The following is a 24012-nucleotide window of genomic DNA, read 5'->3' as shown; positions in this document are numbered from 1 at the left end:
TCTTCCGAGCCACTGTCGGTCACCGATTCCCCGTATCGAGCACAGGACCGATAGATTTCCGGGTGACCACACAGCCAAGGAAAGGGTGATCCGTTGAGCCGCTCGGTTCTCGTCACTGGAGGAAACCGGGGCATCGGCCTCGCCATCGCCCGCGCGTTCGCCGACGCCGGCGACCAGGTCGCGATCACCTACCGCTCGGGTGAGCCGCCCAAGGACCTCACCGCGGCCGGCGTCCTCGCCGTCAAGTGCGACATCACCGACACCGAGCAGGTGGAGCAGGCCTACAAGGAGGTCGAGGAGAAGCACGGCGCGGTCGAGGTGCTCGTCGCCAACGCGGGCATCACCAAGGACCAGCTCCTGATGCGTATGTCCGAGGAGGACTTCACGTCCGTCCTCGACACCAACCTCACCGGCACCTTCCGGGTCGTGAAGCGGGCCAACCGCGGCATGCTGCGCGCCAGGAAGGGCCGCGTCGTCCTGATCTCCTCGGTGGTGGGTCTGTTCGGCGGGCCGGGGCAGGCCAACTACGCCGCCTCCAAGGCGGGTCTGGTCGGCTTCGCGCGCTCGCTCGCCCGGGAGCTGGGGTCGCGCAACCTCACCTTCAACGTCGTCGCGCCCGGTTTTGTCGACACGGACATGACCAAGGTCCTGACGGACGAGCAGCGGGCGAACATCGTCTCGCAGGTGCCGCTCGGCCGTTACGCGCGGCCCGAGGAGATCGCCGCCACGGTGAAGTTCCTCGCCTCGGACGACGCCTCGTACATCACTGGAGCCGTCATCCCTGTTGACGGCGGATTGGGCATGGGTCACTGATCACATGAGCGGAATTCTCGACGGCAAGCGGATCCTGATCACGGGTGTGCTGATGGAGTCGTCCATCGCCTTCCACGCGGCCAAGGTCGCGCAGGAACAGGGTGCCGAGGTCATCCTGACCGCCTTCCCGCGGCCCACGCTCACCGAGCGCATCGCCAAGAAGCTGCCCAAGCCCGCCAAGGTCATCGAGCTCGACGTGACCAACGACGAGCACCTGGCCCGCCTCGAAGGCCTGGTGCGCGAGGAGCTCGGCGGCCTGGACGGCGTCGTCCACTCCATCGGCTTCGCCCCGCAGGACGCCCTCGGCGGCAACTTCCTGAACACGCCGTTCGAGTCGGTGGCCACGGCCATGCATGTCTCGGCGTACTCCCTGAAGTCGCTGACCATGGCCTGCCTGCCGCTGATGCCGGAGGAGGGCGGCGCGGTCGTCGGCCTGACCTTCGACGCGCAGTTCGCCTGGCCGCAGTACGACTGGATGGGCCCGGCCAAGGCCGCCCTCGAGGCCACCAGCCGCTATCTGGCGCGTGACCTCGGCTCCCGGGACATCCGCTGCAACCTGGTCTCCGCGGGGCCGCTCGGCTCCATGGCCGCGAAGTCCATCCCGGGCTTCTCCGACCTCGCGAAGGTCTGGGACGAGCGCTCCCCGCTCCAGTGGGACATGGCCGACCCGGAGCCCGCGGGCCGCGGCATCGTCGCGCTGCTCTCGGACTTCTTCCCGAAGACCACCGGCGAGATCATCCACGTCGACGGCGGCGTGCACATGATGGGTGCCTGATCTCCTTACGGGTTCACCGACGCTCCGGTTCACCGACGCCCCGCCTTCCCGCACCGCGCCGGAGGGCGGGGCGTCGCCCGTTCGGCCTTCTGACCGGGCGCGGGCGGGCCCGTGCCGCGCACCCTGGAGTGTGCGCTGGTCACCCGGTGCGGTGCTCGCCGCCGCCCTCGCCCTTCTCGTCTCACTTCCCTACGACCTTCCCTACGACAGCCTTTCCTACGACGACCTTCCCTACGACAGCCTTTCCTACGACGACCTTCCCTACGACACCGTTTCGCACGGCGCCGGGGGAGTGTCGGAGACGCGCGCTCCCGTCGGGGAAGTCTCGGAGAACCGCGCTCCCGTCGGGGGAGCGGCGGAGGCCCCCGCTCCCGTCGGGGGAGTGTCGGAGTCCCGCACAGCCGTCGGCGAAGAACCCGCGGACGCCGCCCAGGACGCGCGCGAGGACCGGCCTTTTGGCGCGGAGTGCCGCAGCAGCATCCAGGGGTCGACGGCCGTCGCCTACTGCCACAACCCCTATCCCGAGAGCGACCGCGTCCGGCTGCACATCGAGTGCGACCGGTGGTGGGACGTGGACAGCGACAGCCGCCCGGTCGCGGCCGGACCCGCCACGACCGTGCGGCTCACCGGGCGGTGCTGGAAGGAGATCCGCGCGGTGTGGGTCAGCCACCAGCGCTGACCTGACCGCGACCGGGCCCGGAGTGGGCTGCCGGGCGGCTCGTCAGGCGTCGGCAGCGAGGCGCTCGGGACGGCACAGGTACGGATAGCTCGCCGCCACCGTCGCGGCGCCCTCCGCGTCCTGCGCCCGGATCGCCTCCACCAGGCGGCTGTGGTCCATGTAGGCGGCGGGCGTGAGCTCGCTGCCGATGTCCTCGCGCAGCCAGTCCCGCAGGACCTCGCCCAGATCCGCGTACATCGCCGTCATGACGTCGTTGTGGGACGCGGCCACCACGGCCAGATGCAGGGTCGAGTCGGCCGTCACGAACGCCTCGGCGTCGCCCGAGGCCCAGGCCTCCTCGCGCCGGGCGAGGAGCGAGTCGAGCTGCCGCAGGTCCCGTTCGGTGCGCCGCTCCGCGGCGAGCTTCGCCGCACTCGACTCCAGCGTGGCCCGCAGCTCGGCGATGTGCCGGGGGCTCGCGTCGGCGAACCTGCGCTGCATCACGCCCGCGAGCTCACTGGTGGCGACCACATAGGTGCCCGAGCCCTGCCGGATGTCGAGCAGGCCGTTGTGGGCGAGCGCGCGGACGGCCTCGCGCACCGTGTTCCTGGCCACGCCCAGTTGCTCCACCAACTCGGGCTCGGTCGGGATGCGGGAGCCCACCGGCCACTCGCCGGACGAGATCTGATTGCGCAGCTCGGAGATGACCTGCTCGGAGAGCGCCGAGCGGCGAGGGGTGGTCAGCGGCATGACGTTCCTTCGGGCGAGCGGTCACGACGGACGGAACATTTACGATTGGACAGCCAATCATCCCATGATTCTATGATGGCCTCATGGCGAGTGAGGAAGCGAAGACGAGGACCACCACGGGCGCGGGCGCCCCCACGAGCACGAAGACGCCTCCTGCGGACCCTGCCGGGCGGGCATCCGCCGCGCGGGAGTCCGTGGACCCGGAGTCCGTGGACCGGACGTCCGGCACGCGGGAGTCCGGCGTGCGGTCACCCGACGTGCGGTCATCCAGCGCGGGGTCATCCGTCGCGGGAGCGCCCAAGGGCGAACAGCCCGCCACGCGCGCGTGGGCAACGCGTCTGGTCGTCGTCGGCATCGTCCTCGCGGCGCTCAACCTGCGGCCCGCCATCACCAGCCTCGGCGCGCTCCTCGAAGAGGTGCGCGACGGGCTCGGCATGAGCGGCACCCTGGCGGGACTCCTCACCTCCGTGCCCCCGCTGTGCTTCGCGGTCTTCGGAAGCCTCGCGCCGCGCTTCGCCCGCCGCTTCGGCCCTCCCGCGGTGGTGTGCGCGGGCATGGTGGCCATCGCCGCGGGCCTGCTGATACGCCCCTTCATCGGCGGTACGGTCGGCTTCCTGGCCGCCAGCGCGCTCGCCCTCATGGGCATCGCCGTCAGCAACGTCCTGATGCCGGTGATCGTCAAGCGCTGGTTCCCCGACCGCGTCGGTTCGATGACGGGCCTGTACTCGATGGCCCTCGCGCTCGGCACCTCGCTCGCGGCCGCCGCCACCGTGCCCCTGACCGACGCCCTGGGCGGCAGTTGGCGCACCGGCCTCGCGGTCTGGGCGACGATCGCCGTCGTCGCCGTCGTGCCGTGGATCGCGCTGGCGCGCCACCGCGCCGCCGGTGAGGCGGGCGCCGAACGCGTGCCAGCCGCCGTGCGGCGGCAGGACGAGGCCCTGCGCATCACGCACAGCCGCACCGCGTGGGCACTGGCCTGCTTCTTCGGCCTCCAGGCCACCGCCGCGTACATCACCATGGGCTGGATGCCGCAGATCTTCCGGGACGCGGGGGTACCGGCAGGCGAGGCCGGTGTGCTGCTCGCCGTCACCATGGCCATGGGTGTGCCCCTCGCCTTCGTCATCCCGCGCGTGGCCACGCGGCTGCCCCATCAGGGTCCCGTGGTGGCCGTCCTCGGCGCATGCGGTCTCGCCGGGTACGCGGGCCTGTACTTCGCCCCGGCGGGCGGCGCCTGGGCGTGGGCGCTGCTGTGCGGCATCTCCAACTGCGCCTTCCCGCTGGCCCTCACGATGGTCGGCATGCGCGCCAAGAGCAGCACGGGTGTGGCCAAGCTCTCCGCCTTCGCGCAGAGCACCGGCTATCTGATCTCGATCCCGGGACCGCTGCTCGTCGGCGTGCTCTACCAGCACAGCGGCGGCTGGGGCCTGCCGATCGCGCTCATGGCGGGCCTGATGGTGCCGCAGATCGCCCTCGGCATCCTCGCGGGCCGTGACCGCACGGTCGAGGACGAGGTGGCGGCCAGGGCGTCGGCCGCGCGACCGGGGGCGTGACCGGGGGCGTGATCCCGACCCCGGCGGCTCCCGTGCGGGCGAAGGGTGCGAGACTTGCCCCATGCCCGTGCTCGACCCGAACCCCCAGAACGGCCAGAAGAAGCTCCTGATCGTGCTCGGCGCGATGCTGGCCATCACCGTCGTCATCGGAATCATCGCTGCGGTGGCCTCGCCCTGACGTCGACTCAGCAGACCCGCGAGCGCCCCGCGCCGACGCATGGTGGGGCTAGCACCACCATCCCCTAGGGGGTCAGTGTCAGGGTTAACTGGGTGGATCACCGGATGGGTTGAGGAGCCCGGACTCCGTACCTTCGAGATGTGGCCGCGAACACGCGGCACGGAGCACTCGAAGACCATGGAGGCGGCATGTCGGCCCGTTCGCACACCCGGCGCGACCCGGCGGACCAGGCGAAGCCGGCCGCCATCGAGATCCAGCTCCCCTGGTGGGCCATAGCCCTGCCCGCGATCGCCTTCGCGGCCCTGCTCCTGCTCATACTGAACCCCGCAGACGCGCACGCGGCCAGCAGCGAGCCCGCCGTCTCGGACCTCCTGGAGCGCTTCCGCGCCCTCCTGCGCATCGCCGCCTGACCCTTGGCCCGCCCCCGTTCCGCTGCGCCACCAGGACGGACACAAGATCGCGGTTGAACACGCCCGAAAGCCTGCGATCGGCCCGGAAACCGCCGCCGACCTCGTACGTCACGTGGTGGACGCCCCGTCACTCGTGTCGGCAGAGCCGGTCAACTCCCCGCGCTCCATGGCGTGTTTCATGCGAAGCTGGGACGCATGAGCGTCGCAGAACTCCGCAGGATCGTCCTCTTCCGGCATGCGAAGGCCGACTGGCCGCAGGTGTCCGACCACGAGCGGCCGCTCGCCGAGCGCGGCCGCAAGGATGCCCCTGTCGCCGGCCGCAGACTCTCCGAGACCGGGATCGCCTTCGACCTGGCCCTCTGCTCGAGCGCCGTCCGGACCCGCGAGACGTGGAAGCTCGCCGTCCAGGAACTGCCACAGCGCCCCCGGACGGTGTATGACGACCGGCTCTATGAGGCCTCGCCCGGCGAGCTGATCGCCGTGCTCAACGAAACGCCGGACGACGCGCGGGACGTGATCCTGATCGGCCACAACCCGGGCGTCCACGGACTCGCCGACGTCCTGGCCGGAGACGCGGAGGGCGACGCGCAGGTGCGCATGAACCGCCGCGGTTTCCCGACGTCGGCCTTCGCCGTCCTGACGCACACCGGCTCCTGGAAGACCCTGGAGCCGGGCACGGCCACTCTCGTGGACTATTGGGCGCCTTCGGAGTAACGGCATGGTGAGGTGTCGTACCGACCGGCGGGGTCGGCACGACATCGGTGCGCAGCGGGGCCCGGCGTCTCGCCGGGCGCGGGGCCCCGCTGCGCTCGCTCGTGCCGGGTCGGCCCTGACCGTCTTTCACGCCGAGCCCGGGCTGGGCCGGTCCAGCCCGGTCCTCAGTCCTGGTCCAGGTGCATGTTCGCGGCCTCGACCTCTTCGCGGGTGATGCCCAGGAGGTACAGGACGGTGTCCAGGAAGGGGACGTTCACCGCGGTGTGGGCGGCCTCGCGGACCATCGGCTTGGCGTTGAAGGCGACGCCGAGACCGGCCGCGTTCAGCATGTCCAGGTCGTTGGCACCGTCGCCGATCGCCACGGTCTGCTCCAGCGGCACACCCGCCTCGGCGGCGAAGCGGCGCAGCAGTCTGGCCTTGCCCGCCCGGTCCACGATCTCTCCGGTCACCCTGCCGGTGAGCTTGCCGTCCACGATCTCCAGCGTGTTGGCGTGGGCGAAGTCCAGGCCGAGACGCTCCTTCAGGTCGTCGGTGACCTGGGTGAAGCCGCCGGAGACGACGCCGACCTGGTAGCCGAGGCGCTTGAGGGTGCGGATGAGGGTGCGCGCGCCCGGGGTGAGCCGTACCTCGGCCCTGACCTTGTCCACGGAGGACACGTCCAGGCCCTTGAGCAGGGCGACGCGGGCGTGCAGCGACTCCTCGAAGTCGAGCTCGCCGCGCATGGCCGCCGTGGTCACGGCGGCGACCTCCTCCTCGCAGCCCGCGTGCGCGGCGAAGAGCTCGATCACCTCGTCCTGGATGAGGGTCGAGTCGACGTCCATCACGACCAGGCGCTGGGCGCGGCGGTGCAGGCCCGCGGCGACCACCGCGACGTCCACACCGAGGGCGCGCGCCTCCGTCGCGAGGGCGGTGCGCAGCGGTTCGGTCTCCGTACCCGAGACGGCGAACTCCACCGCGGTGACCGGGTACTTGGCAAGGCGGAAGATACGGTCGATGTTGCCGCCGGTCCCGGTGATGCGGGCGGCGATCGCGGCCGTCGACTCGGCGGTGAGCGGGTGGCCGAGGACGGTGACCAGGGACCGGCCGAGGCCGCGCGGGCGGTTGTCGCCCCGGCCCGAGATGATCTCGGCCTGGAGCTTCAGGGACTCCGCCCAACTGTGGACGGTGGCCCGCAGGTCGCCTTCGAGGCCGGGCTGCGGTGCGGTGACGAGGGCGCACAGCACTATCCGGCCACGGGTCACGACCTGCTCGATGTCGATGACGTCGACGGAGTATGCGGCGAGGGTGTCGAAGAGCCCGGCGGTGATTCCCGGACGGTCCTTGCCGAAGATCTTGACGAGGAGCGTGGGGAGGTCGGCGGGGGCGTGGGCACCTGCCGGTGGCGCGGGCGTACGGGACTCCGCCGGCGCGGGCGCGCCGGAGCCTGCCAGCACGGGCGCGCCGGGGATCTTGGGGGGCGTCGAGGCACTCATGGTGATCCCCACGGTAGCTGGCCCCACGCCCCACCCGACGCGGGTGTCCGGCCCTCGGACGCCCGGCCCACCGGCCTCTCGACCGCCTGTCGCCCGGGGTCCGCCGGGTAGTGGGGGCTTGTTCACCCGGGGCGCGGGGGCTCGCCGCAGGGTTCTGCTCGCGTACGGCGGGCCCTCAGTCCTCGCGCCGCCGCGGCGGCTTTCGCCGAGGTGGCGGTGGGGGCGGCGGGGGTGGAGGGGGCGGTGGCGGCGGCCAGTCCGCCTCGCCTCGGCGTCCGCGCCGTGACCCGTCACCCGGCGGCGGCACCGTCGGCCCAGCAACCGTGGGCGCCCCGCTCACCCGGGGCGGCGCCACCGGCCCGGGCGGACCGTACTCAGGCGCCCCTCCACCGCCCCCCGACCACCGCTCGTCGCGCTCCTCCTCCGCTCGACGGGGGCCGCCCGCACCGGAGCCGTGCCTGCCGCTTGCGGGTCCGGGTGCGTGCGCGTCGTCCCCGTGCCTGCCGCTTGCGGGTCCGGGCGCGTATCCGCCGTCCCGGGACCCACCGCTCGCGGGTCCGGGTGCGTGTCCGCCGTCGCGGGACCCACTGCCCGCGGGCCCGGGCCCGGGCCCGGGCGCGTGCGCGTCGCTCCCATGCCTGCCGCTCGCGGGTCCGGGTGCGTGTCCGCCGTCGCGGGACCCACTGCCCGCGGGCCCGGGCGCGTGCGCGTCGCTCCCATGCCTGCCGCTCGCGGGTCCGGGTGCGTGTCCGCCGTCCCGGGACCCACCGCTCGCGGGCCCGGGTGCGTATCCGCCGTCGCGGGACCCACTGCTCGCGGGTCCGGGTGCGTGCGCGTCGTTCCCGTACCTGCCGCTCGCGGGTCCGGGTCCGGGTGCGTGTCCGCCGTCCCGGGACCTGTCGCCCGCGGGTCCGGGTGCGTGCCTGCCGTCCCGGGACCCACCGCCCGCGGGTCCGGGTGCGTGTCCGCCGTCGCGGGACCCACTGCCCGCGGGCCCGGGCGCGTGCCCACCGTCCCCGGACCTGCCCCCCGCGGAGTCGGCCCCGTGCCCAGCGCCCCCGTACCCCCCGCCCCCGGAAACACCGTCCACAGGTCCCTCCCCCCGATCCCGCCAGCCCCGCGACACCTGTGGCGCCTGGAGATACGGATTCGTCTCCGCCCGCGGCGGCCGGTAAGGCGTGCTCTGCCGGTACGGCCCGGACGCGGGCCCCGAGGGCCGCGCCCCCGACTCAGGGGACAGCCCAGGCGCAGAAGGCACCCCCGGCCCAGGGGATGACACCCCCGGAACCAGATCCTCCGCAGCCCCGCCGAGCCCCAGCGCCAGCGGCGATGCGCGACCCCCCGCCGCCCCCGTGGCCCGGGCGAGGACGGCCCCCGCGGCCCCGGCGGCAAGACCCCACCCGGCCCCCAGAAGCACCGCCATGCCGACGCGGCCGCGCAGTTCGAGCCCCGCCCCGAACGCGTCGAAGCCGAGTACCGAAAGGGAGGCGTCCGCGGAGACCCCGGTCAGCCAGGTCATCAGGGGCAGGGCGACCGCCGTCACGAGGCCGAGCCACAGCGCGCAGCGGGCGGCGAAACCGGCGGCGCCCGCGTCCCGTACCAACGGGCTGCGCACGGCCGTGAGCACTCCGGCGAACAGCATCATCAGAAGCGCGGCCACCGCGAGCAGCCAGACCCTGCCGTCGAGCTCCGCGAGCCGGTCAAGGGTCAGTGGCTTGTTCGTGTCGCCGCGCAGCAGATCGTCCACCGGGTCGGGCAGGAAGCGGGTGAGCGCGCCGGACGCCTCCCCGTCGTAGGGGACGAAGAGGCCGACGGGGAGCCCGAGGAACACCCCGTTGGGAGCGCCGAGCAGCGCACCGCCCGCGATCCGCTTCGGGTGGGCATCACCGATCATCGCGTACACCGCCGCGGTGATCCCGGCGAGCACGGCCATCAGGACCACCGTCACCAGGGCGGACGCGGCGGGCCGCACGAGGCGGTGCACGGCGCCGAAGCCGGGCGGCAGCGGGGTGTGGCGGGAGGCGAGCAGCGCGACGATCAGTACGACGGTGACCCAGACGGCGCCACCGAGCAGCGTGGCACCCGTGTCGACGGTGAAGCCGACGGCGGCCTCCGCCTCCGCGAGATCGCCGAGCCGGTCGGGCAGCAGCCCGCCGATGTCCCCGATGCCGCCGATGTCCTTGAGCCCGTCGGGAATCCGGTCGGCGATTCCGTCGGGAAGATTGTCCAGACCTTTGTCGACGCCTTTGTCGATTCCCTTGTCGATACCGAGCTGTTCGCCGTCGATCGTGATGACATCGTGTCCCGCCCACGCGAGGCCACCGAGCATGCCGAGGAAAAGGATGATCACCGTGCCCACGCGGGCACAGAGTTCGGCGGGTGAGATCACAACTCCCGCGCCGCGCAGGGAACGCAAGAAGAAGAGAGCGAGTAACACCGCCCCCACCAGACTCACGCCGAGCGGGGTCACATCGATGGCGGTGGTCGCCTCCGCGCCCTCAAGACCGAAGGCCGACACATCACCGGAAGGGCTGATCGAACCGCCGACGCCCAGGGCCACCGCCGCCGCGGTCATCGGCCCGAGCGAGCCCGCCGCGTCCGCGCCGAGCAGGTGCAGCCCCAGCGCCGCGGTGCCCGCCATTCCGATGAGTGCCCAACTGACCGCGGCGATCGCGGAGAGCAGGACGTCCCCCCAGGGGACGCCTCGGCGCACGTCCTTGTACCGGCCGGTCTCCATCGGACCCCCCGAGCTCGCAGCGCGTCGCCCTCCTCGTGCGGACGCACCGGTCACGCCGGACACGGCAGAGATGGCGAACAGAACAGAACGTCGCATCGCTGACATGAGAGACATGCACTTTATGTACGCGATCCGTACTCGCTGAGAGCCCTTACTACTTTCCGGGGTGGTATCCACCCCGTCAACGGGGCAGTCATAGTGGCCCGTACGCAGTCTTCACAAGGCTCGACTTTCGGTCAGAGGCCTCCGCCTGAAATAGTTCCTCCCGATGTTCGACATCCCTAGACTCCCCATGATGGGGCAACTCGGGGGACAACTCAGTGGGGCATGGAGTGCCGGAACTCGTACTGGAATTGAATGGCAGGACCTGGACGCTGGATTCGTCCAGGGCGTACACCCTTGGGCGTGATCCACAGGGTGACATCGCGCTCGACGACGCCAGGGTCTCCTGGCGACACGCGACGATCAGTTGGGGCGGGCGCAGTTGGGTCATCGAGGACCACGGCTCCACCAACGGCACCTTCGTGCAGGGGCAGCGGATCCATCAGATGGAGATCGGCCCCGGGTCGGCCGTCCATCTGGGCAACGCGACCGACGGCCCGCAGCTCGTCCTCTCCGGCGGCGCTCACGGCGCCGCCGCCGCTGCCATGTCCGCGCCGGGCGCGCAGCAGCAGGCACAGCAGCAGGCACAGCACGCGCCGCCGCAGCAGGGCCCCGGCCAGGCCGGCGCCGGGCAGCAGGAAGCGCCAGGCTGGGCCGCTCAGGCCCCGCAGCCGCACCAGCCGCAGCACCAAGCACCGCAGCACCAGGCGCCGCACTACCAGGCGCCCGGGCAGCAGATGCAACAGCAGCAGCCGCAGCAGGGCTGGCCGCAGCAGGGGCAGGTCCCGCAGCAGGGCCACGGTCAGGTTCCGCAGCAGGGCCCGGGCGCGGGCGTGGGAACCGGCGGCGCGGCGGGGGCCCCGCCGGTCTACGGCGACCGCAGCCCGACGACGTACCACCAGTTCGCGCTTGGCCGAAAGATGCGCATCGGCCGCGCCCTGGAGAACGAGCTGGTGGTCTCCGACCTCCAGGTCTCGCGGCTGCACGCGGAGTTCACGGCGTCGCCCGACGGCCGCTTCGAGCTGAGCGACCTCGGCTCGCACAACGGTACGTACGTCAACGGCATGCCGATCGCGAAGTCGTCCACGGTCCTCATCGGCCCGAACGACATCGTCGGCGTCGGCCACTCGACGTTCCGCCTCGTCGGCGACCGACTGGAGGAGTTCGTCGACACCGGTGACATCTCCTTCTCCGCGCGCCATCTCACCGTCACCGTCGACGGCGGCAAGCAGATCCTGAAGGACGTCTCCTTCGGTGTCCCGGAGAAGTCGCTGATCGCGGTCATCGGCCCCTCGGGCTCAGGAAAGTCGACCCTGCTCAAGGCGCTCACCGGCTACCGGCCCGCCAACCAGGGCGACGTCCTCTACGACAACCGGAACCTGTACAAGCAGTTCGCCGAGCTGCGTCAGCGCATCGGTCTGGTCCCGCAGGACGACATCCTGCACAAGGAGCTGACCGTCAACAAGGCGCTCAAGTACGCGGCCAAGCTGCGCTTCCCCGCCGACACCAGCGAGCAGGAGCGCCAGCAGCGCATAGGCGAAGTCCTGCGCGAGCTGAAGCTGGACATCCACAAGGACAAGAAGGTCACGTCCCTGTCCGGCGGTCAGCGCAAGCGCGTGTCGGTGGCCCTGGAACTGCTCACCAAGCCGTCGCTGATCTTCCTGGACGAGCCCACGTCGGGCCTCGACCCGGGCATGGACCGTGACGTCATGCAGCTCCTGCGCGGCCTCGCCGACGACGGCCGCACGGTCCTCGTCGTCACACACTCCGTGGCCGAGCTCGCCATCTGCGACAAGCTGCTCGTGATGGCGCCGGGCGGCTCGGTGGCGTACTTCGGCCCGCCCGAGGAGGCCCTGAACTTCTTCGGCTACAGCACCTGGGCCGACGTCTTCTCCGCCTTCGAGAACTACCGCGACTACGACTGGGCGGGCCGCTGGAAGGGCTCACAGCACTACCAGATGTACGCCGCGGACATCGACGCAGTCGCCGCGCAGTCCGTACATATGCCGCCGCCGCGCGCGATCAGCCCGCCCAAGCCGCAGGGCTGGGGCTCGCAGTTGATCACCCTGATCCGCCGCTATGTGTCCGTGATCGCCTCCGACAAGGGCTTCATGGCGCTGATGCTGATCCTGCCCGCGGTGCTCGGCGCGGTGAGCCTGCTCATCGACCCGGACAAGGGCCTGCTGCCGGTCGTGAACCCCAGGACCGGCAAGATCGTCCCGAACGGCACAGCCACGACGGTGCTCCTGATCCTCGCGGTCGGCGCCTGCTTCGCGGGCGCCGCCAACTCGGTCCGCGAGCTGATCAAGGAACGGGTGATCTACGAACGGGAACGCGCGACCGGCCTGTCCCGTTCCGCGTACCTGATGTCCAAGGTCATCGTCCTCGGCGCCATCACCGTGCTGCAGGGCGCCCTGGTCGGCGCCATCGGCTTCTCCACCCGTGAGATCCCGGAGAAGGGCCTGATCCTCGGCGGCGGGGTGCTCCTTGAGCTCTCCCTGCCGATCATGGCCCTCGGCTTCACCTCGATGATGTTCGGCTTGATCATCTCGGCCCTGGTGAAGACCGCTGAGAAGACGATGCCGCTCCTCGTGATGTTCGCGATCATCCAGGTCGTCTTCACCGGCTGTCTGTTCATCCTGCACGGCACGGTCGGCGTCAACCAGTTCTCGTTCCTGATGCCCTCACGCTGGGCCGTCGCCGCCGCCGGCGCGACCCTGGACTTCAACAGGATCAGCCCGAACCCGGACGACCCGGGCGCCACCGACCCGCTCTGGGACCACGAGGTCATGTCCTGGGCCATGGACATGGGCGCCCTGCTCGCCCTCGGCGCCCTGTGCGGCTTCCTCGTGGCCCGCTTCCTGCGCCGCCACGAGCCGGAGGTCATGCGCAAGTAGCGACGTGCCGCCCGTACGCGAAGACGTACGGATACGCGAAGGCGTACGGGCGGCACGAAAAAGGGCGGCACCCCGCGCGGGGTGCCGCCCTTCGGCGTCTGCGAGCCTCGGAAGAGGTCCAGGTCGTCCGGCTCAGTAGGCGCTGTTGACGTTGTCGATGGAGCCGTAGCGGTCGGCGGCGTAGTTGGCCGCGGCCGTGATGTTGGCGACCGGGTCGTAGATGTTCGTCGAGGTGCCCTCGACGTGGTACGCGCTGAACGTCGGCTGGATCACCTGGAGCAGGCCGATCGACGGAGTGCCGTTGATGGCGTTGATGTCCCAGCCGTTCTTGGCGTTCGGATTGCCCGTGGACTCACGCATGATGTTGCGGTGCAGACCGTCGTACGAGCCGGGGATGCCCTTGGACTTCATGATGTCGAGGGACTGGCGGATCCAGCCGTCGAGGTTGTTGGCGTAGACGGGCTTGCGGGCGGCGGCACGGCTGGCCGTCTCCTTGGCCTTGCGCTCGTCCTCGGCCTTCTTCTTCGCGGCGGCCTCGGCGGCGGCCTTCTTGTCGGCGGCGGCCTTCGCGGCGGCGTCCTTGGCCTGCTTGCTGGCGTTGGCCTGCTGCTTGCTGACGCTCGCCTGCACGGTCTGGGCGTGGGCGGGCGTCGTCCAGGCCGCCGAGTGGGTGCCGAGGGCCTCGGCCTGAGCTTCGGAGTTGCCCGGCACGATCGAGAAGGCGAGGGCGGCGGCACCCAGAGTGGCGACACCGGCGATCGAGAACTTCTGGGCCTTGGTCAGGGTGGAGCGACTATGACCAGAGGGGACGTGCTTGGACATGCGGGATGGACCTCTTCGTATCGGGGAGGCCGCTCTGCGCCGACGGGGGACGGACTGCTACCGGCGAAACGCCGCGGTGCGAGGACCGCGGCGCCGAGCGACGGATGCAATTCTTAGCGGGCGCAAAATTGTGTGGCAAAGGCGTGACGTACGATCCCGCTTAGTGGATCAGGGGGCGGGCCCCGAGCCCGCACCCCCGCCCCTGTCCCACCCCCATGGGACCTTCACCTCCACTAGGCGGCTTCGTACGTGATGTGCGTCCTATGCGCGGGCTCACATCGGCGGCGTAACAACCTCACCAACAGTTGCTGACGCAATGCTCTCGGTGAGCAAACTCATCCGGAGGGATGAGGTCCGCTTCTGTGGGTGTCCTGCCAGGGGCGGAGAGCGGCTTCCCGACCCCTCCTACCCGCGAGCACGCGCGCGTGCCCGCGTGCTGCCTCCTCGCGGGCGCGCGCGTGCGGGGACCCATGGGCCTAGGGCCGGGGTCCTAGAGATCGGCCGCCACAGGACGGATACGCGCTGTCACAGCCCGCCGGTACGGTTGGGCCATGAAAGACGGACCCCGATCGGGGCTGTACGCGGTCAGCTCCGCCCTGCTCGCCATGAGCAGCCAGCTCGAGGTGCGCGACGTCCTCAAGACGATCGTCGCCTCCGCCCGCGAGCTGCTCGACGCGGAGTACGCGGCGCTCGGCGTCCCCGACGACCACGGCGGCTTCGCCCAGTTCGTCGTCGACGGCGTCAGCGACGAGCAGTGGAAGGCCATCGGGCCGCTGCCCCGCCAGCACGGCATCCTCGCCGCGATGCTGCGCAAGGCCGAGCCCGAGCGCCTCGCCGACGTCCGCGAGGACCCCCGCTTCGAGGGCTGGCCCGCCGCCCACCCGGACATGTCCGACTTCCTCGGCCTGCCGATCCGGCACGGCGACGAGACCCTCGGCGCCCTCTTCCTCGCCAACAAGCGGTGCGCCAAACCGGCCGGCGGCTGCGGCTTCGACGAGGACGACGAGGAACTCCTGTCGATCCTCGCCCAGCACGCCGCCATCGCCCTGACCAACGCCCGCCTCTATGAGCGCAGCCGTGAACTCACCATCGCCGAGGAGCGCTCCCGCCTCGCCCACGAGCTGCACGACGCCGTCAGCCAGAAGCTCTTCTCGCTGCGCCTGACCGCACAGGCGGCGGCCGCCCTGGTGGACCGCGACCCGACGCGCGCCAAGGGCGAGCTCCAGCAGGTCGCGGCGCTCGCCGCGGAGGCCGCGGACGAGCTGCGGGCCGCCGTCGTGGAGCTGCGTCCCGCCGCCCTCGACGAGGACGGCCTGGTCGCGACCCTGCGCACCCACGTCCAGGTCCTCGACCGCGCCCACTCCGCCACGGTCACGTTCGACAGCAGCGGAGTGCGCGCCCTGCCCGCCGCCCAGGAGGAGGCGATGCTGCGCGTCGCCCAGGAGGCCCTGCACAACGCCCTGCGGCACGCGGAGGCGGAGAGCGTCGGCGTCGCCCTGCAGAAGCGCGGACCCGGCGCGGTCCTCCGCATCATCGACGACGGCAGGGGATTCGACCCGCGCACGGTGCGGCGCGCGGGACGGCACTTGGGTCTGGTCTCCATGCGGGACCGGGCGGGCGGGGTCGGCGGACGGCTGACCGTGGAGTCGGAGCCCGGCAAGGGCACGACGATCGAGATGGAGGTCCCTGGTGGCTGACGCCGTGGTCAATTCGAAGGCAGCGATCCGGGTGCTTCTGGTGGACGACCATCAGGTGGTCCGGCGCGGTCTGCGTACGTTCCTGGAGGTCCAGGAGGACATCGAGGTCGTCGGCGAGGCCGCGGACGGCGCCGAGGGCGTCGCGGCCGCCGAGGAGCTGAAGCCCGACGTCGTCCTGATGGACGTCAAGATGCCGGGTATGGACGGCGTCGAGGCCCTGCGCAAGCTGCGCGAGCTGGCCAACCCCGCGCGCGTGCTGATCGTCACCAGCTTCACCGAGCAGCGCACGGTGGTCCCCGCCCTGCGCGCGGGCGCGGCGGGCTATGTGTACAAGGACGTGGACCCCGACGCCCTCGCCGGCGCCATCCGCTCCGTGCACGCCGGACACGTACTGCTCCAGCCCGAGGTGGCGGGCGCGCTGCTGTCCCAGGAAGAGACCCACACCCCGCAGGGGAGAGGCAGCTCCCTCACCGAACGGGAGCGCGAGGTGCTCGGCCTGATAGCGGACGGCCGCTCCAACCGCGAGATCGCCCGCGCCCTCGTGCTCTCCGAGAAGACCGTCAAGACCCATGTGTCGAACATCCTCATGAAGCTCGACCTCGCCGACCGCACCCAGGCGGCCCTGTGGGCCGTGCGGCACGGCGTGGCCGGCTGATCCCCGCAGGCCACGGCGCGGTCCTGCCGGCCAGTCCGGACCGTCGCGTTCCGGGCTGAGATTCATACCGTCGTGTGGATGTCCCCTGTTCGGCGCAACCCGGCGGGGGCTCAGCCGTTCTCCAGTGCGTGCTGCGGCGGCTGGCCGCAGCTTCTGCTCAGGAGGATGCACGAAGTGAAGAACCTGAAGAAGGCCGCTGCCGTCACGATGGTGGCCGGTGGTCTGGTGGCGGCCGGTGCCGGTATCGCGACGGCGCACGGCGGCGCGGACGCCCACGGAGCGGCGAAGAACTCCCCCGGCATCGTCTCCGGCAACCTCGTCCAGGCCCCGGTCCACGTCCCGGTGAACGCCTGCGGCAACACCATCACCGTGGTCGGCGCCCTGAACCCGGCGTTCGGGAACGTCTGCGAGAACTTCTGATCGCAGCACCCGCGCACCCGCGCACCCGCGCATCCGGCCGCATCCGCGCGATCCGGCGACAGCCCCGGACCCCCTGCATCCGGCACCCCCCGCCGAAACGCCGGAGCGCCGGAGCGTAGCGAGCGCCGAAGCGTCGCACACGTCCTGACCCCACAGCCGGGGTCACCGCGTCATCAGTGAGGAACACTCCCCCATGAACATCGCCAAGAAGGCCGCCCTGGCCGTCACCGTCGCCGGTATCGCGGCGGGCGCCTCCGCCGGTGTCGCCTCCGCCGCCTCCGGCGCCGAGGCCAACGGCGTGGCCACCAAGTCCCCGGGCGTCGGCTCCGGCAACCTCGTCCAGGCCCCGGTCCACGTCCCGGTGAACGCCACCGGCAACAGCGTGAACGTGATCGGCGTCCTGAACCCGACCTTCGCCAACGCGACGGTCAACCGGTGACACGCCGCCCCCTCGGGTAGCCGCACGCCACCCCTCGGGGCAGAGGGCCCCGCGAACCACCAGGTCCGCGGGGCCCTCTGGCACACCCACCCAGGCACAACCAGGGCCCCGAGCACCGCACACCCCAGGGCCCCGAGCACCGCACACCCAGGGCCCGAGGCCCCGGGCGCCCCCTACCTCCCGCCGCCCCGCTCCCGCTCCTCCACATAAGCGTTGTACGCGGCCACCTGCGCCCGCCGCGCAACCCGCTCCACCGGCCGCAGCGCCTGCGCCCGCGCCCCCATCTGCGACGCGCTCACGGCCCCGCCGTGCCCGTTCTCGTACGCCACCGAAATCAGCAGACCGACCCGCTGCGCCAGCTCCAACACCCGCACCGCGCGCGGCGGATACCCCGGCGCGAGCAGCTCGCGTCCCGGCTCCGACCGTGCCCGGTACGCGTCGATCGCGGCCTGTGCGACCGGGCCCGACGCCGCCACGTCGAGCCGCGCGAGTACCTCGGTGGCCTCCCGCAGCGCGTCCGCGAGCTCGCGCTCCGCCTCGCCGAGCGAGGGCACGTCCGCGGGCGGCGCCGCCCGCACCGGCAGGCAGTGCCACACGACCTCCACATGGACGTCCGCCGCCTCCGCCGCACCCTCGGGCCCCGCCTCCGTCACCTCCGGCACGAGCCCGTACGGCGCACCCGACGCGACCACGGCCTCCTCGGCCTCCAGGGCGCGCTCGTTGAAGGCGGGCGGCCCGCTCAGACCGAGCGGATGCCCCGGCGCGGGCAGCGCCACCCGAAGCCCCGTCGCACCGAGCGACCGCAGCCGACCGAGCGCCAGCGAGAGTCCGACCGGCGCGGACTCGCCCGGCAGCCCCTCGACCCGGTGCACCGCGTCGTCGCCCACGATCGCGTGCACCGCGTCATCGGGAGAAACAAGTCCGGCCAAAAGGGCGTTTCCCCAAGCGGCCAAGCGTCCTGAACGTGGTTCCGAGAGCATGCACACAGCCTAAGGACCGGGCTCGGCACGGGAACGGCCGACCGGTGGCGTAGGTTTTATCCGGGGGCCGCGTCCACAGACGCGGACACGCGAGCGACAGCCGAGAAGAGCAATGGGAGACAACGCGCTCATGAGCGATGTACTGGAGCTTCAGGACGTATCCGTGGTCCGGGAGGGCCGGGCTCTGGTGGACCAGGTCTCCTGGTCGGTGAAGGAAGGGGAGCGCTGGGTCATCCTCGGCCCGAACGGCGCCGGCAAGACCACCCTCCTCAACGTCGCGTCCAGCTACCTCTTCCCGAGCAAGGGCACCGCCACCATCCTCGGCGAGCAGCTCGGCAAGGTCGACGTCTTCGAGCTGCGCCCGCGCATCGGCATGGCCGGCATCGCCATGGCCGACAAGCTCCCCAAGCGCCAGACCGTCCTGCAGACGGTCCTCACGGCCGCGTACGGCATGACGGCCGGCTGGCACGAGGACTACGAGGACATCGACGAGCAGCGTGCCCGCGCCTTCCTCGACCGCCTCGGCATGAGCGACTACCTGGACCGCAGGTTCGGCACCCTCTCCGAGGGCGAGCGCAAGCGCACCCTGATCGCCCGCGCCCTGATGACCGACCCCGAGCTGCTGCTCCTCGACGAGCCCGCCGCAGGCCTCGACCTCGGCGGCCGCGAGGACCTCGTACGCCGTCTCGGCCGGCTCGCGCGCGACCCCATCGCCCCCTCGATGATCATGGTCACGCACCACGTCGAGGAGATCGCCCCCGGCTTCACCCACGTCCTGATGATCCGTCAGGGCAAGGTGCTCGCCGCAGGGCCGCTGGAGCTGGAGCTCACCTCGCGCAACCTCTCCCTCTGCTTCGGCCTGCCGCTGGTCGTCGAGCAGCGCGGCGACCGCTGGTCGGCGCAGGGCCTCCCGCTCGGCTGATCGCATACGCCCTGTCGGTCACGGGACCCGCGCGCCTACCATGACCGTGTGGACATCGACGCATGGGTGTGGTGGCTGATCGGCGCGGCCGCCCTCGGAATCCCGCTGGTAGTGACCGCGATGCCGGAGTTCGGCATGCTCGCCGTCGGCGCGGTCGCCGCCGCCGTGACCGCAGGACTCGGCGGTGGCGTGGTCCTGCAGGCGGTGGTCTTCGCCGTGGTGTCGGTCGCGCTCATCGCGGTCGTACGCCCGATCGCCGCCAGGCACCGCTCCCAGCGGCCCGAACTCGTCAGCGGGGTCGAGGCGTTGAAGGGCAGATCCGCCGTCGTCCTGGAGCGGGTCGACTCCTCCGGGGGGCGCATCAAGCTGGCGGGCGAGATCTGGTCGGCGCGGCCGCTCGACAACGAGCAGAGCTATGAGCCCGGCCAGGAGGTGGACGTCGTCGAGATCGACGGAGCGACAGCCGTGGTCATCTGAGTGTCCGTCCGCATCCGGGCGCCCGGCCGACGCCAACTGGCCGCGCCCGGCCGGGAAGTGACGGCATGTGACGGCAGGGTGATCCCGAACGACCCACGGGCCGCGCACTGTTCTGACAGACTCGACCGGCGGGCTGGAAGATCTTCCGGAACACCGCAACCATCCGGGAACACGAAGCATGAAGGGTACGGGGAACCACGATGGAACCAATCATCATCGTCCTGATCATTCTGGTGGTGCTGGTCTTCATCGCCCTGATCAAGACGATCCAGGTCATTCCACAGGCCAGCGCCGCCATCGTGGAGCGCTTCGGCCGCTACACACGCACCCTGAACGCGGGCCTGAACATCGTCGTCCCGTTCATCGACTCCATCCGCAACCGCATCGACCTGCGTGAACAGGTCGTGCCCTTCCCGCCCCAGCCGGTGATCACCCAGGACAACCTGGTCGTGAACATCGACACCGTCATCTACTACCAGGTCACCGACGCCCGCGCCGCGACGTACGAGGTCGCCAGCTACATCCAGGCGATCGAGCAGCTCACCGTCACCACCCTGCGCAACATCATCGGTGGCATGGACCTGGAGCGGACCCTGACCTCCCGCGAGGAGATCAACGCGGCTCTGCGCGGCGTCCTCGACGAGGCCACAGGCAAGTGGGGCATCCGCGTCAACCGCGTCGAGCTCAAGGCGATCGAGCCGCCCACCTCCATCCAGGACTCGATGGAGAAGCAGATGCGCGCCGACCGTGACAAGCGCGCCGCGATCCTCCAGGCCGAGGGTGTCCGCCAGTCCGAGATCCTGCGCGCCGAGGGCGAGAAGCAGTCCGCGATCCTGCGCGCCGAAGGTGAGGCCAAGGCCGCGGCCCTGCGCGCCGAGGGCGAGGCCCAGGCGATCCGTACGGTCTTCGAGTCCATCCACGCGGGCGACCCGGACCAGAAACTCCTCTCCTACCAGTACCTCCAGATGCTCCCGAAGATCGCCGAGGGCGACGCCAACAAGCTCTGGATCGTGCCCAGCGAGATCGGCGACGCCCTCAAGGGCCTCGGCGGTGCGCTCGGCAACTTCGGCCCGCTCTCCGGCGGCGGTTCTTCCGGGGGTGGCGGCGCGGCCGCCGTGAAGAGCCCGAGCGGTGTGGAGCGCCGCGAACAGCCGCCCATCGACTGACTCGCGTACTACCCGTACTCACGTACTCGCGTACGGGTACGACGTCGGGGGCGCCCTCTTCCGAAGAGGGCGCCCCCGACGTCGTACGCGCACTTACGCGGCGGGCTGTGCCAGCCAGTCCGGCAGGGCCTCGAAGTCCTCGCGGCCGAGCGCCAGCAGCATCGCGTCCGCGGGCGTCGGCTCGAACGGCTGGCGCAGCAGCGGCATCTGCGCCTGCTCCGGCGTACGGTCCGCCTTGCGGTGGTTGTCGAGGGCGCACGACGCCACCGTGTTCAGCCAGGAGTCCGCACCGCCCTGGGAGCGCGGCACCACGTGGTCCACGGTCGTCGCCCTTCTGCCGCAGTACGCGCACCGGTGCTGGTCACGCACCAGGACACCGCGCCGCGACCAGGGAGCGCGTCTTCGGAAAGGCACCCGTACATAACGGCACAACCTGATCACCCGGGGCACCGGAAGCTCGACGGCGGCGGCGCGCACGCGCAGCGCGGGGTGGGCCTGCTCGACAACGGCCTTGTCCTGCAGAACCAGCACGACGGCGCGGTTCAGCGTCACCGTCGACAGAGGTTCGAAGCTCGCGTTCAGCACCAGCGTGTCCCGCATCTCGCCCACCCTCCCGTGCGCACCGGCCCACCCCCTGGCGGGCTTGGATCAACTCTGGCCGGGCACGCCGGGTTGGACAACGCAATAAAAGATGCCCGCCTCTGATCACTTCCAAGACCAGAGGCGGGCAAACGTTGCATGAACCCTGAGCTGTCGGGAATTCCCCGGGGGCGCACGCCGGGCTTGCGCCGGAGCTCGCGCTAGCTGTCGGCGGCCGCGGCGTACTCCGCGAGGACCTGGGCCCGCGCCAGCGTGTGGAACCGCAGGTTGAAGCCGACGACGGCGGGCGAGGCGTCCGAGTCAGGGCCGAGCTTCTCCTGGTCGACCGCGTACACCGTGAACACATAGCGGTGCGCCGGGTCGCCGGGCGGCGGGGCGGCGCCACCGAAGTCCTTGGTGCCGTAGTCGTTGCGCACCTGCACGGCGCCCTCGGGGAGCCCCTCGAACTTGCCGCTGCCCGCGCCCGTCGGCAGTTCGGTCACCGACGCCGGGATGTCGAACACGGACCAGTGCCAGAACCCGCTCCCGGTGGGGGCGTCGGGGTCGAAGCAGGTCACGGCGAAGCTCTTCGTCTCCGGCGGGAAACCCTCCCACCGCAGGTGCGGCGAGGTGTTCCCGTCCGCGTACACCTGGGCGTCCTTCAGTACCGCACCCGGTTCGAAGTCCGCGCTGCGGACCGTGAACGACGGCACGGCCGGGTGGAAGTCATGGGGCAGCGGCGGCCTCTTGACCTCGGTCACGTAGGCACCTCCTGATCGGTTCCAGTGGGGCGATGGCGGCGTTCGCGCGCCGCTGTCGTCGAGTGTCGTCGAGCCTAGAACCAGTTGCGCTTGGACCCGACGTGGGACAGCCACTCGTTCAGGTACGCCGCCCAGTCGGTGCCCTGGAAGTCGCTCAGGCCGACCTTGAAGGTCTTGTACGAGTCGCTGCCCTCGCTGAACAGGCCCGGCTTCTTGTCCATCTCCAGGACGACGTCCATCTCCCGGTCGTCCGCGACGAAGCTCAGCTCGACCTGGTTCAGGCCGCGGTACTGCTCCGGCGGGAAGAACTCGATCTCCTGGTAGAACGGCAGCTTCTGCCGGGTGCCACGGATGTGGCCGCGCTCCATGTCGGCGCTCTTGAAGCGGAAGCCCAGTTGTCCGAAGGCGTCCAGGATCGCCTGCTGCGCCGGCAGCGGGTGTACGTTCACCGGGTCCAGGTCACCGGAGTCCACGGCGCGGGCGATCTCCAGTTCCGTCGTCACCCCGATGTTCATGCCGTGAAGCTGACGTCCGGCGAAGTGGGTGACGGGCGTCTCCCAGGGGATGTCGAGACCGAACGGCACCGCGTGCACCGCGCCCGCCTTCAGCTCGAAGGCACCGCCGAGCCGCTGCTTGGTGAACTCGATGTCCTGCTTGGTCTCCTGGTCGTGGCCCTCGACCTCGACGCGCGCCTGCAGACCGACGGACAGCGCCTCGATGCGCTGGTCGACGCTGCCGCCCTGGATGCGCACCTCGCCCTGGACGACACCGCCCGGTACGACGTTGGCCTCGGTGAGCACCGTCTCCACGGAGGCCCCGCCGGCACCCAGACTCGCCAGCAGCTTCTTGAACCCCATGACTCTCCTCCCCAGGCCCAGCCTGTGGCTTGACTCGATCGATCGATCGTCGACCTTCGACAACGTACGAACGCGATCGGGCCGCGCGCGGTTCCACGCCCGTGCCCGCGCCCACACCCTCGCGGCGGTGTGGCCGGCAGGCCAGCCTCCACGCCAAACCCGTACACGTTCGGTGCACTACGCTCGTAAGGCATGATCGTGGCCCCTGACCGTACGCCCCTGCCCCGCGACTTCTTCGACCGCCCCGTACTCGAGGTCGCACCCGAACTGCTCGGCCGTGTCCTTGTGCGCAGCACACCGGACGGCCCGATCGAGCTGCGCCTCACGGAGGTCGAGGCGTACGCGGGGGAGGCGGACCCCGGGTCCCATGCCTATCGCGGCCGTACGGCGCGCAACAGCGTGATGTTCGGCCCGCCCGGGCACGCGTACGTCTACTTCACCTACGGCATGTGGCACTGCCTGAACGTGGTGTGCGGTCCGGAGGGGACGGCAGGCGGGGTCCTGCTGCGGGCGGGGGAGATCATCGAGGGTGCCGAGCTGGCCCGCGAGCGGCGACTCTCGGCCCGCAACGACAAGGAACTGGCCAAAGGCCCCGCCCGCCTCGCCACGGCCCTCGACGTGGACCGGGACCTCGACGGCGCCGACCTCTGCGCGGGCCCCGACGCCCCCCTCACTCTCCTCAGTGGCATACCCACTCCCGCCGAGCAGGTCAGCAACGGCCCGCGCACCGGAGTGGGCGGTGAGGGGAGCGTCCACCCCTGGCGTTTCTGGACGGCCAACGACCCTACGGTGAGCCCCTATCGGGCGCATGTGCCGCGGCGCCGCCGAACTTGACGCGGCCTTGCTGGAGCCGTAACGTGGCCCGAGCCGCTTGACCCGGGTACGGCGTTCAGCCTGCAGCCGGAAGCGGCCAACCACTACCTACGACTTCCCCCAGCGGGGTCCTGTTTCGCATGCCTGCATGTCGAAATTCGAATCCGCGGAACTCGATTATGAGTTGCCAGGGAAATCCGCTAACGTAGTGACCACGCCGAAGGGCAGCCGAAAGGCAGTCAATAAGGCAAGGCCCTCCAACGGCCACCGGAAATGAAATCCGAACCGGGAACGGAACGGAAAACGGATCTGGTAGAGTTGGAAACGCAAGAACAAAAGAAACACCGAAGGGAAGCGCCCGGAGGAAA

Annotated in this window: 25 protein-coding genes; 16 read left to right on the top strand and 9 right to left on the bottom strand. The window is 71.0% G+C overall.

What is annotated here, in order from left to right:
• Nucleotides 1–93 precede the first annotated feature (93 nt).
• From fabG to IG78_RS43150, 3 genes are all read left to right on the top strand, one after another.
• A complete protein-coding gene (fabG, locus tag IG78_RS0134575; protein ID WP_030571296.1) occupies nucleotides 94–813 on the top strand; it encodes a 3-oxoacyl-[acyl-carrier-protein] reductase in 720 nt (239 codons plus the stop codon).
• Between the two features lie 4 nt (nucleotides 814–817).
• Nucleotides 818–1588 (top strand): enoyl-ACP reductase FabI, encoded by a 771-nt coding sequence (fabI, locus tag IG78_RS0134570; protein WP_030571294.1) that lies wholly within the window; start codon nucleotides 818–820, stop codon nucleotides 1586–1588.
• Nucleotides 1589–1970: 382 nt separating this feature from the next.
• Complete coding sequence (locus IG78_RS43150; RefSeq protein ID WP_225882337.1) at nucleotides 1971–2267, top strand: hypothetical protein; 297 nt, start codon at nucleotides 1971–1973, stop codon at nucleotides 2265–2267.
• 42 nt (nucleotides 2268–2309) lie between these two features.
• Here the strand turns inward: IG78_RS43150 and IG78_RS0134560 are convergent, their stop codons facing one another.
• Entirely contained in the window at nucleotides 2310–2996 is a 687-nt protein-coding gene (locus IG78_RS0134560; protein ID WP_030571288.1) for a FadR/GntR family transcriptional regulator, read from the bottom strand.
• Nucleotides 2997–3079: 83 nt separating this feature from the next.
• Here IG78_RS0134560 and IG78_RS0134555 point away from each other — a divergent pair, with 83 nt between their 5' ends.
• From IG78_RS0134555 to IG78_RS0134540, 4 genes are all read left to right on the top strand, one after another.
• Nucleotides 3080–4546 carry a CynX/NimT family MFS transporter gene (locus tag IG78_RS0134555; RefSeq protein WP_030571284.1) on the top strand — a complete coding sequence of 489 codons (1467 nt, stop codon included), beginning with the start codon at nucleotides 3080–3082 and terminating at the stop codon, nucleotides 4544–4546.
• A gap of 61 nt (nucleotides 4547–4607) precedes the next feature.
• Complete coding sequence (locus IG78_RS52295; RefSeq protein ID WP_107055065.1) at nucleotides 4608–4724, top strand: SGM_5486 family transporter-associated protein; 117 nt, start codon at nucleotides 4608–4610, stop codon at nucleotides 4722–4724.
• 188 nt (nucleotides 4725–4912) lie between these two features.
• Nucleotides 4913–5134, top strand: coding sequence for a hypothetical protein (locus IG78_RS0134545; RefSeq protein ID WP_030571280.1), 222 nt, complete (start codon nucleotides 4913–4915; stop codon nucleotides 5132–5134).
• A gap of 195 nt (nucleotides 5135–5329) precedes the next feature.
• Nucleotides 5330–5848 carry a SixA phosphatase family protein gene (locus IG78_RS0134540; protein WP_030571277.1) on the top strand — a complete coding sequence of 173 codons (519 nt, stop codon included), beginning with the start codon at nucleotides 5330–5332 and terminating at the stop codon, nucleotides 5846–5848.
• A gap of 164 nt (nucleotides 5849–6012) precedes the next feature.
• On the opposite strand, the gene serB is transcribed toward IG78_RS0134540, so the two are convergent.
• Nucleotides 6013–7320 carry a phosphoserine phosphatase SerB gene (gene serB, locus IG78_RS0134535; protein WP_199813339.1) on the bottom strand — a complete coding sequence of 436 codons (1308 nt, stop codon included), beginning with the start codon at nucleotides 7318–7320 and terminating at the stop codon, nucleotides 6013–6015.
• A gap of 175 nt (nucleotides 7321–7495) precedes the next feature.
• The gene (locus IG78_RS52835; RefSeq protein WP_404827803.1) at nucleotides 7496–10057 is read right to left on the bottom strand and encodes a streptophobe family protein; all 2562 of its coding nucleotides are present in this window, start codon (nucleotides 10055–10057) and stop codon (nucleotides 7496–7498) included.
• 332 nt (nucleotides 10058–10389) lie between these two features.
• On the opposite strand from IG78_RS52835, the gene IG78_RS0134525 reads away from it, so the two are divergent.
• Nucleotides 10390–13056 carry an FHA domain-containing protein gene (locus tag IG78_RS0134525; RefSeq protein ID WP_030571268.1) on the top strand — a complete coding sequence of 889 codons (2667 nt, stop codon included), beginning with the start codon at nucleotides 10390–10392 and terminating at the stop codon, nucleotides 13054–13056.
• 132 nt (nucleotides 13057–13188) lie between these two features.
• Here the strand turns inward: IG78_RS0134525 and IG78_RS0134520 are convergent, their stop codons facing one another.
• On the bottom strand, nucleotides 13189–13878 hold the full coding sequence (locus IG78_RS0134520) for a transglycosylase SLT domain-containing protein (protein ID WP_030571265.1): 690 nt from the start codon (nucleotides 13876–13878) through the stop codon (nucleotides 13189–13191).
• A gap of 551 nt (nucleotides 13879–14429) precedes the next feature.
• Here IG78_RS0134520 and IG78_RS0134515 point away from each other — a divergent pair.
• The 4 genes from IG78_RS0134515 to IG78_RS0134500 all read left to right on the top strand — a co-directional run bounded on the left by IG78_RS0134515 (nucleotide 14430) and on the right by IG78_RS0134500 (nucleotide 17089).
• Nucleotides 14430–15575, top strand: a complete 1146-nt coding sequence (locus IG78_RS0134515) for a GAF domain-containing sensor histidine kinase (RefSeq protein WP_030571262.1) — start codon at nucleotides 14430–14432, stop codon at nucleotides 15573–15575.
• Nucleotides 15568–16230 carry a response regulator gene (locus IG78_RS0134510; RefSeq protein WP_283936556.1) on the top strand — a complete coding sequence of 221 codons (663 nt, stop codon included), beginning with the start codon at nucleotides 15568–15570 and terminating at the stop codon, nucleotides 16228–16230. Before IG78_RS0134515 ends, IG78_RS0134510 begins: the two co-directional genes overlap by 8 nt.
• Nucleotides 16231–16404: 174 nt before the next feature.
• Nucleotides 16405–16650 carry a chaplin gene (locus IG78_RS0134505; RefSeq protein ID WP_030571257.1) on the top strand — a complete coding sequence of 82 codons (246 nt, stop codon included), beginning with the start codon at nucleotides 16405–16407 and terminating at the stop codon, nucleotides 16648–16650.
• A gap of 193 nt (nucleotides 16651–16843) precedes the next feature.
• Nucleotides 16844–17089 carry a chaplin gene (locus IG78_RS0134500; protein ID WP_030571255.1) on the top strand — a complete coding sequence of 82 codons (246 nt, stop codon included), beginning with the start codon at nucleotides 16844–16846 and terminating at the stop codon, nucleotides 17087–17089.
• A 173-nt stretch (nucleotides 17090–17262) separates the two neighbouring features.
• Here the strand turns inward: IG78_RS0134500 and IG78_RS0134495 are convergent, their stop codons facing one another.
• On the bottom strand, nucleotides 17263–18069 hold the full coding sequence (locus tag IG78_RS0134495) for a hypothetical protein (RefSeq protein ID WP_078965800.1): 807 nt from the start codon (nucleotides 18067–18069) through the stop codon (nucleotides 17263–17265).
• A gap of 130 nt (nucleotides 18070–18199) precedes the next feature.
• On the opposite strand from IG78_RS0134495, the gene IG78_RS0134490 reads away from it, so the two are divergent.
• The 3 genes from IG78_RS0134490 (at nucleotide 18200) to IG78_RS0134480 (ending at nucleotide 20634) form a co-directional block, all read left to right on the top strand.
• Complete coding sequence (locus IG78_RS0134490) at nucleotides 18200–18991, top strand: ABC transporter ATP-binding protein (RefSeq protein WP_030571250.1); 792 nt, start codon at nucleotides 18200–18202, stop codon at nucleotides 18989–18991.
• 48 nt (nucleotides 18992–19039) lie between these two features.
• Nucleotides 19040–19468: an NfeD family protein gene (locus tag IG78_RS0134485; protein ID WP_030571247.1), complete on the top strand. Its 429-nt coding sequence runs from the start codon at nucleotides 19040–19042 to the stop codon at nucleotides 19466–19468.
• A 200-nt stretch (nucleotides 19469–19668) separates the two neighbouring features.
• Complete coding sequence (locus tag IG78_RS0134480) at nucleotides 19669–20634, top strand: SPFH domain-containing protein (RefSeq protein ID WP_030571245.1); 966 nt, start codon at nucleotides 19669–19671, stop codon at nucleotides 20632–20634.
• Nucleotides 20635–20727: 93 nt separating this feature from the next.
• Here IG78_RS0134480 and IG78_RS0134475 read toward each other — a convergent pair whose 3' ends face one another.
• The 3 genes from IG78_RS0134475 to IG78_RS0134465 form a co-directional block, all read right to left on the bottom strand.
• Nucleotides 20728–21234, bottom strand: coding sequence for an HNH endonuclease (locus tag IG78_RS0134475; protein ID WP_030571243.1), 507 nt, complete (start codon nucleotides 21232–21234; stop codon nucleotides 20728–20730).
• A 200-nt stretch (nucleotides 21235–21434) separates the two neighbouring features.
• A complete protein-coding gene (locus IG78_RS0134470; RefSeq protein WP_030571241.1) occupies nucleotides 21435–21974 on the bottom strand; it encodes a YbhB/YbcL family Raf kinase inhibitor-like protein in 540 nt (179 codons plus the stop codon).
• A gap of 74 nt (nucleotides 21975–22048) precedes the next feature.
• On the bottom strand, nucleotides 22049–22831 hold the full coding sequence (locus tag IG78_RS0134465) for a sporulation protein (protein WP_030571239.1): 783 nt from the start codon (nucleotides 22829–22831) through the stop codon (nucleotides 22049–22051).
• Nucleotides 22832–23023: 192 nt separating this feature from the next.
• Here IG78_RS0134465 and IG78_RS0134460 point away from each other — a divergent pair, with 192 nt between their 5' ends.
• A complete protein-coding gene (locus tag IG78_RS0134460; protein ID WP_030571225.1) occupies nucleotides 23024–23665 on the top strand; it encodes a DNA-3-methyladenine glycosylase in 642 nt (213 codons plus the stop codon).
• A gap of 156 nt (nucleotides 23666–23821) precedes the next feature.
• Here IG78_RS0134460 and IG78_RS50725 read toward each other — a convergent pair.
• On the bottom strand, nucleotides 23822–24012 hold a 191-nt coding region (locus IG78_RS50725), incomplete at its 5' end, for a hypothetical protein (protein WP_037687117.1).

This window comes from Streptomyces aureocirculatus (assembly GCF_000720475.1).
GTDB lineage: Bacteria > Actinomycetota > Actinomycetes > Streptomycetales > Streptomycetaceae > Streptomyces > Streptomyces aureocirculatus.
The sequence above is the reverse complement of the archived record's forward strand: the minus strand, read 5'-3'. Positions and strand labels throughout refer to the sequence as shown.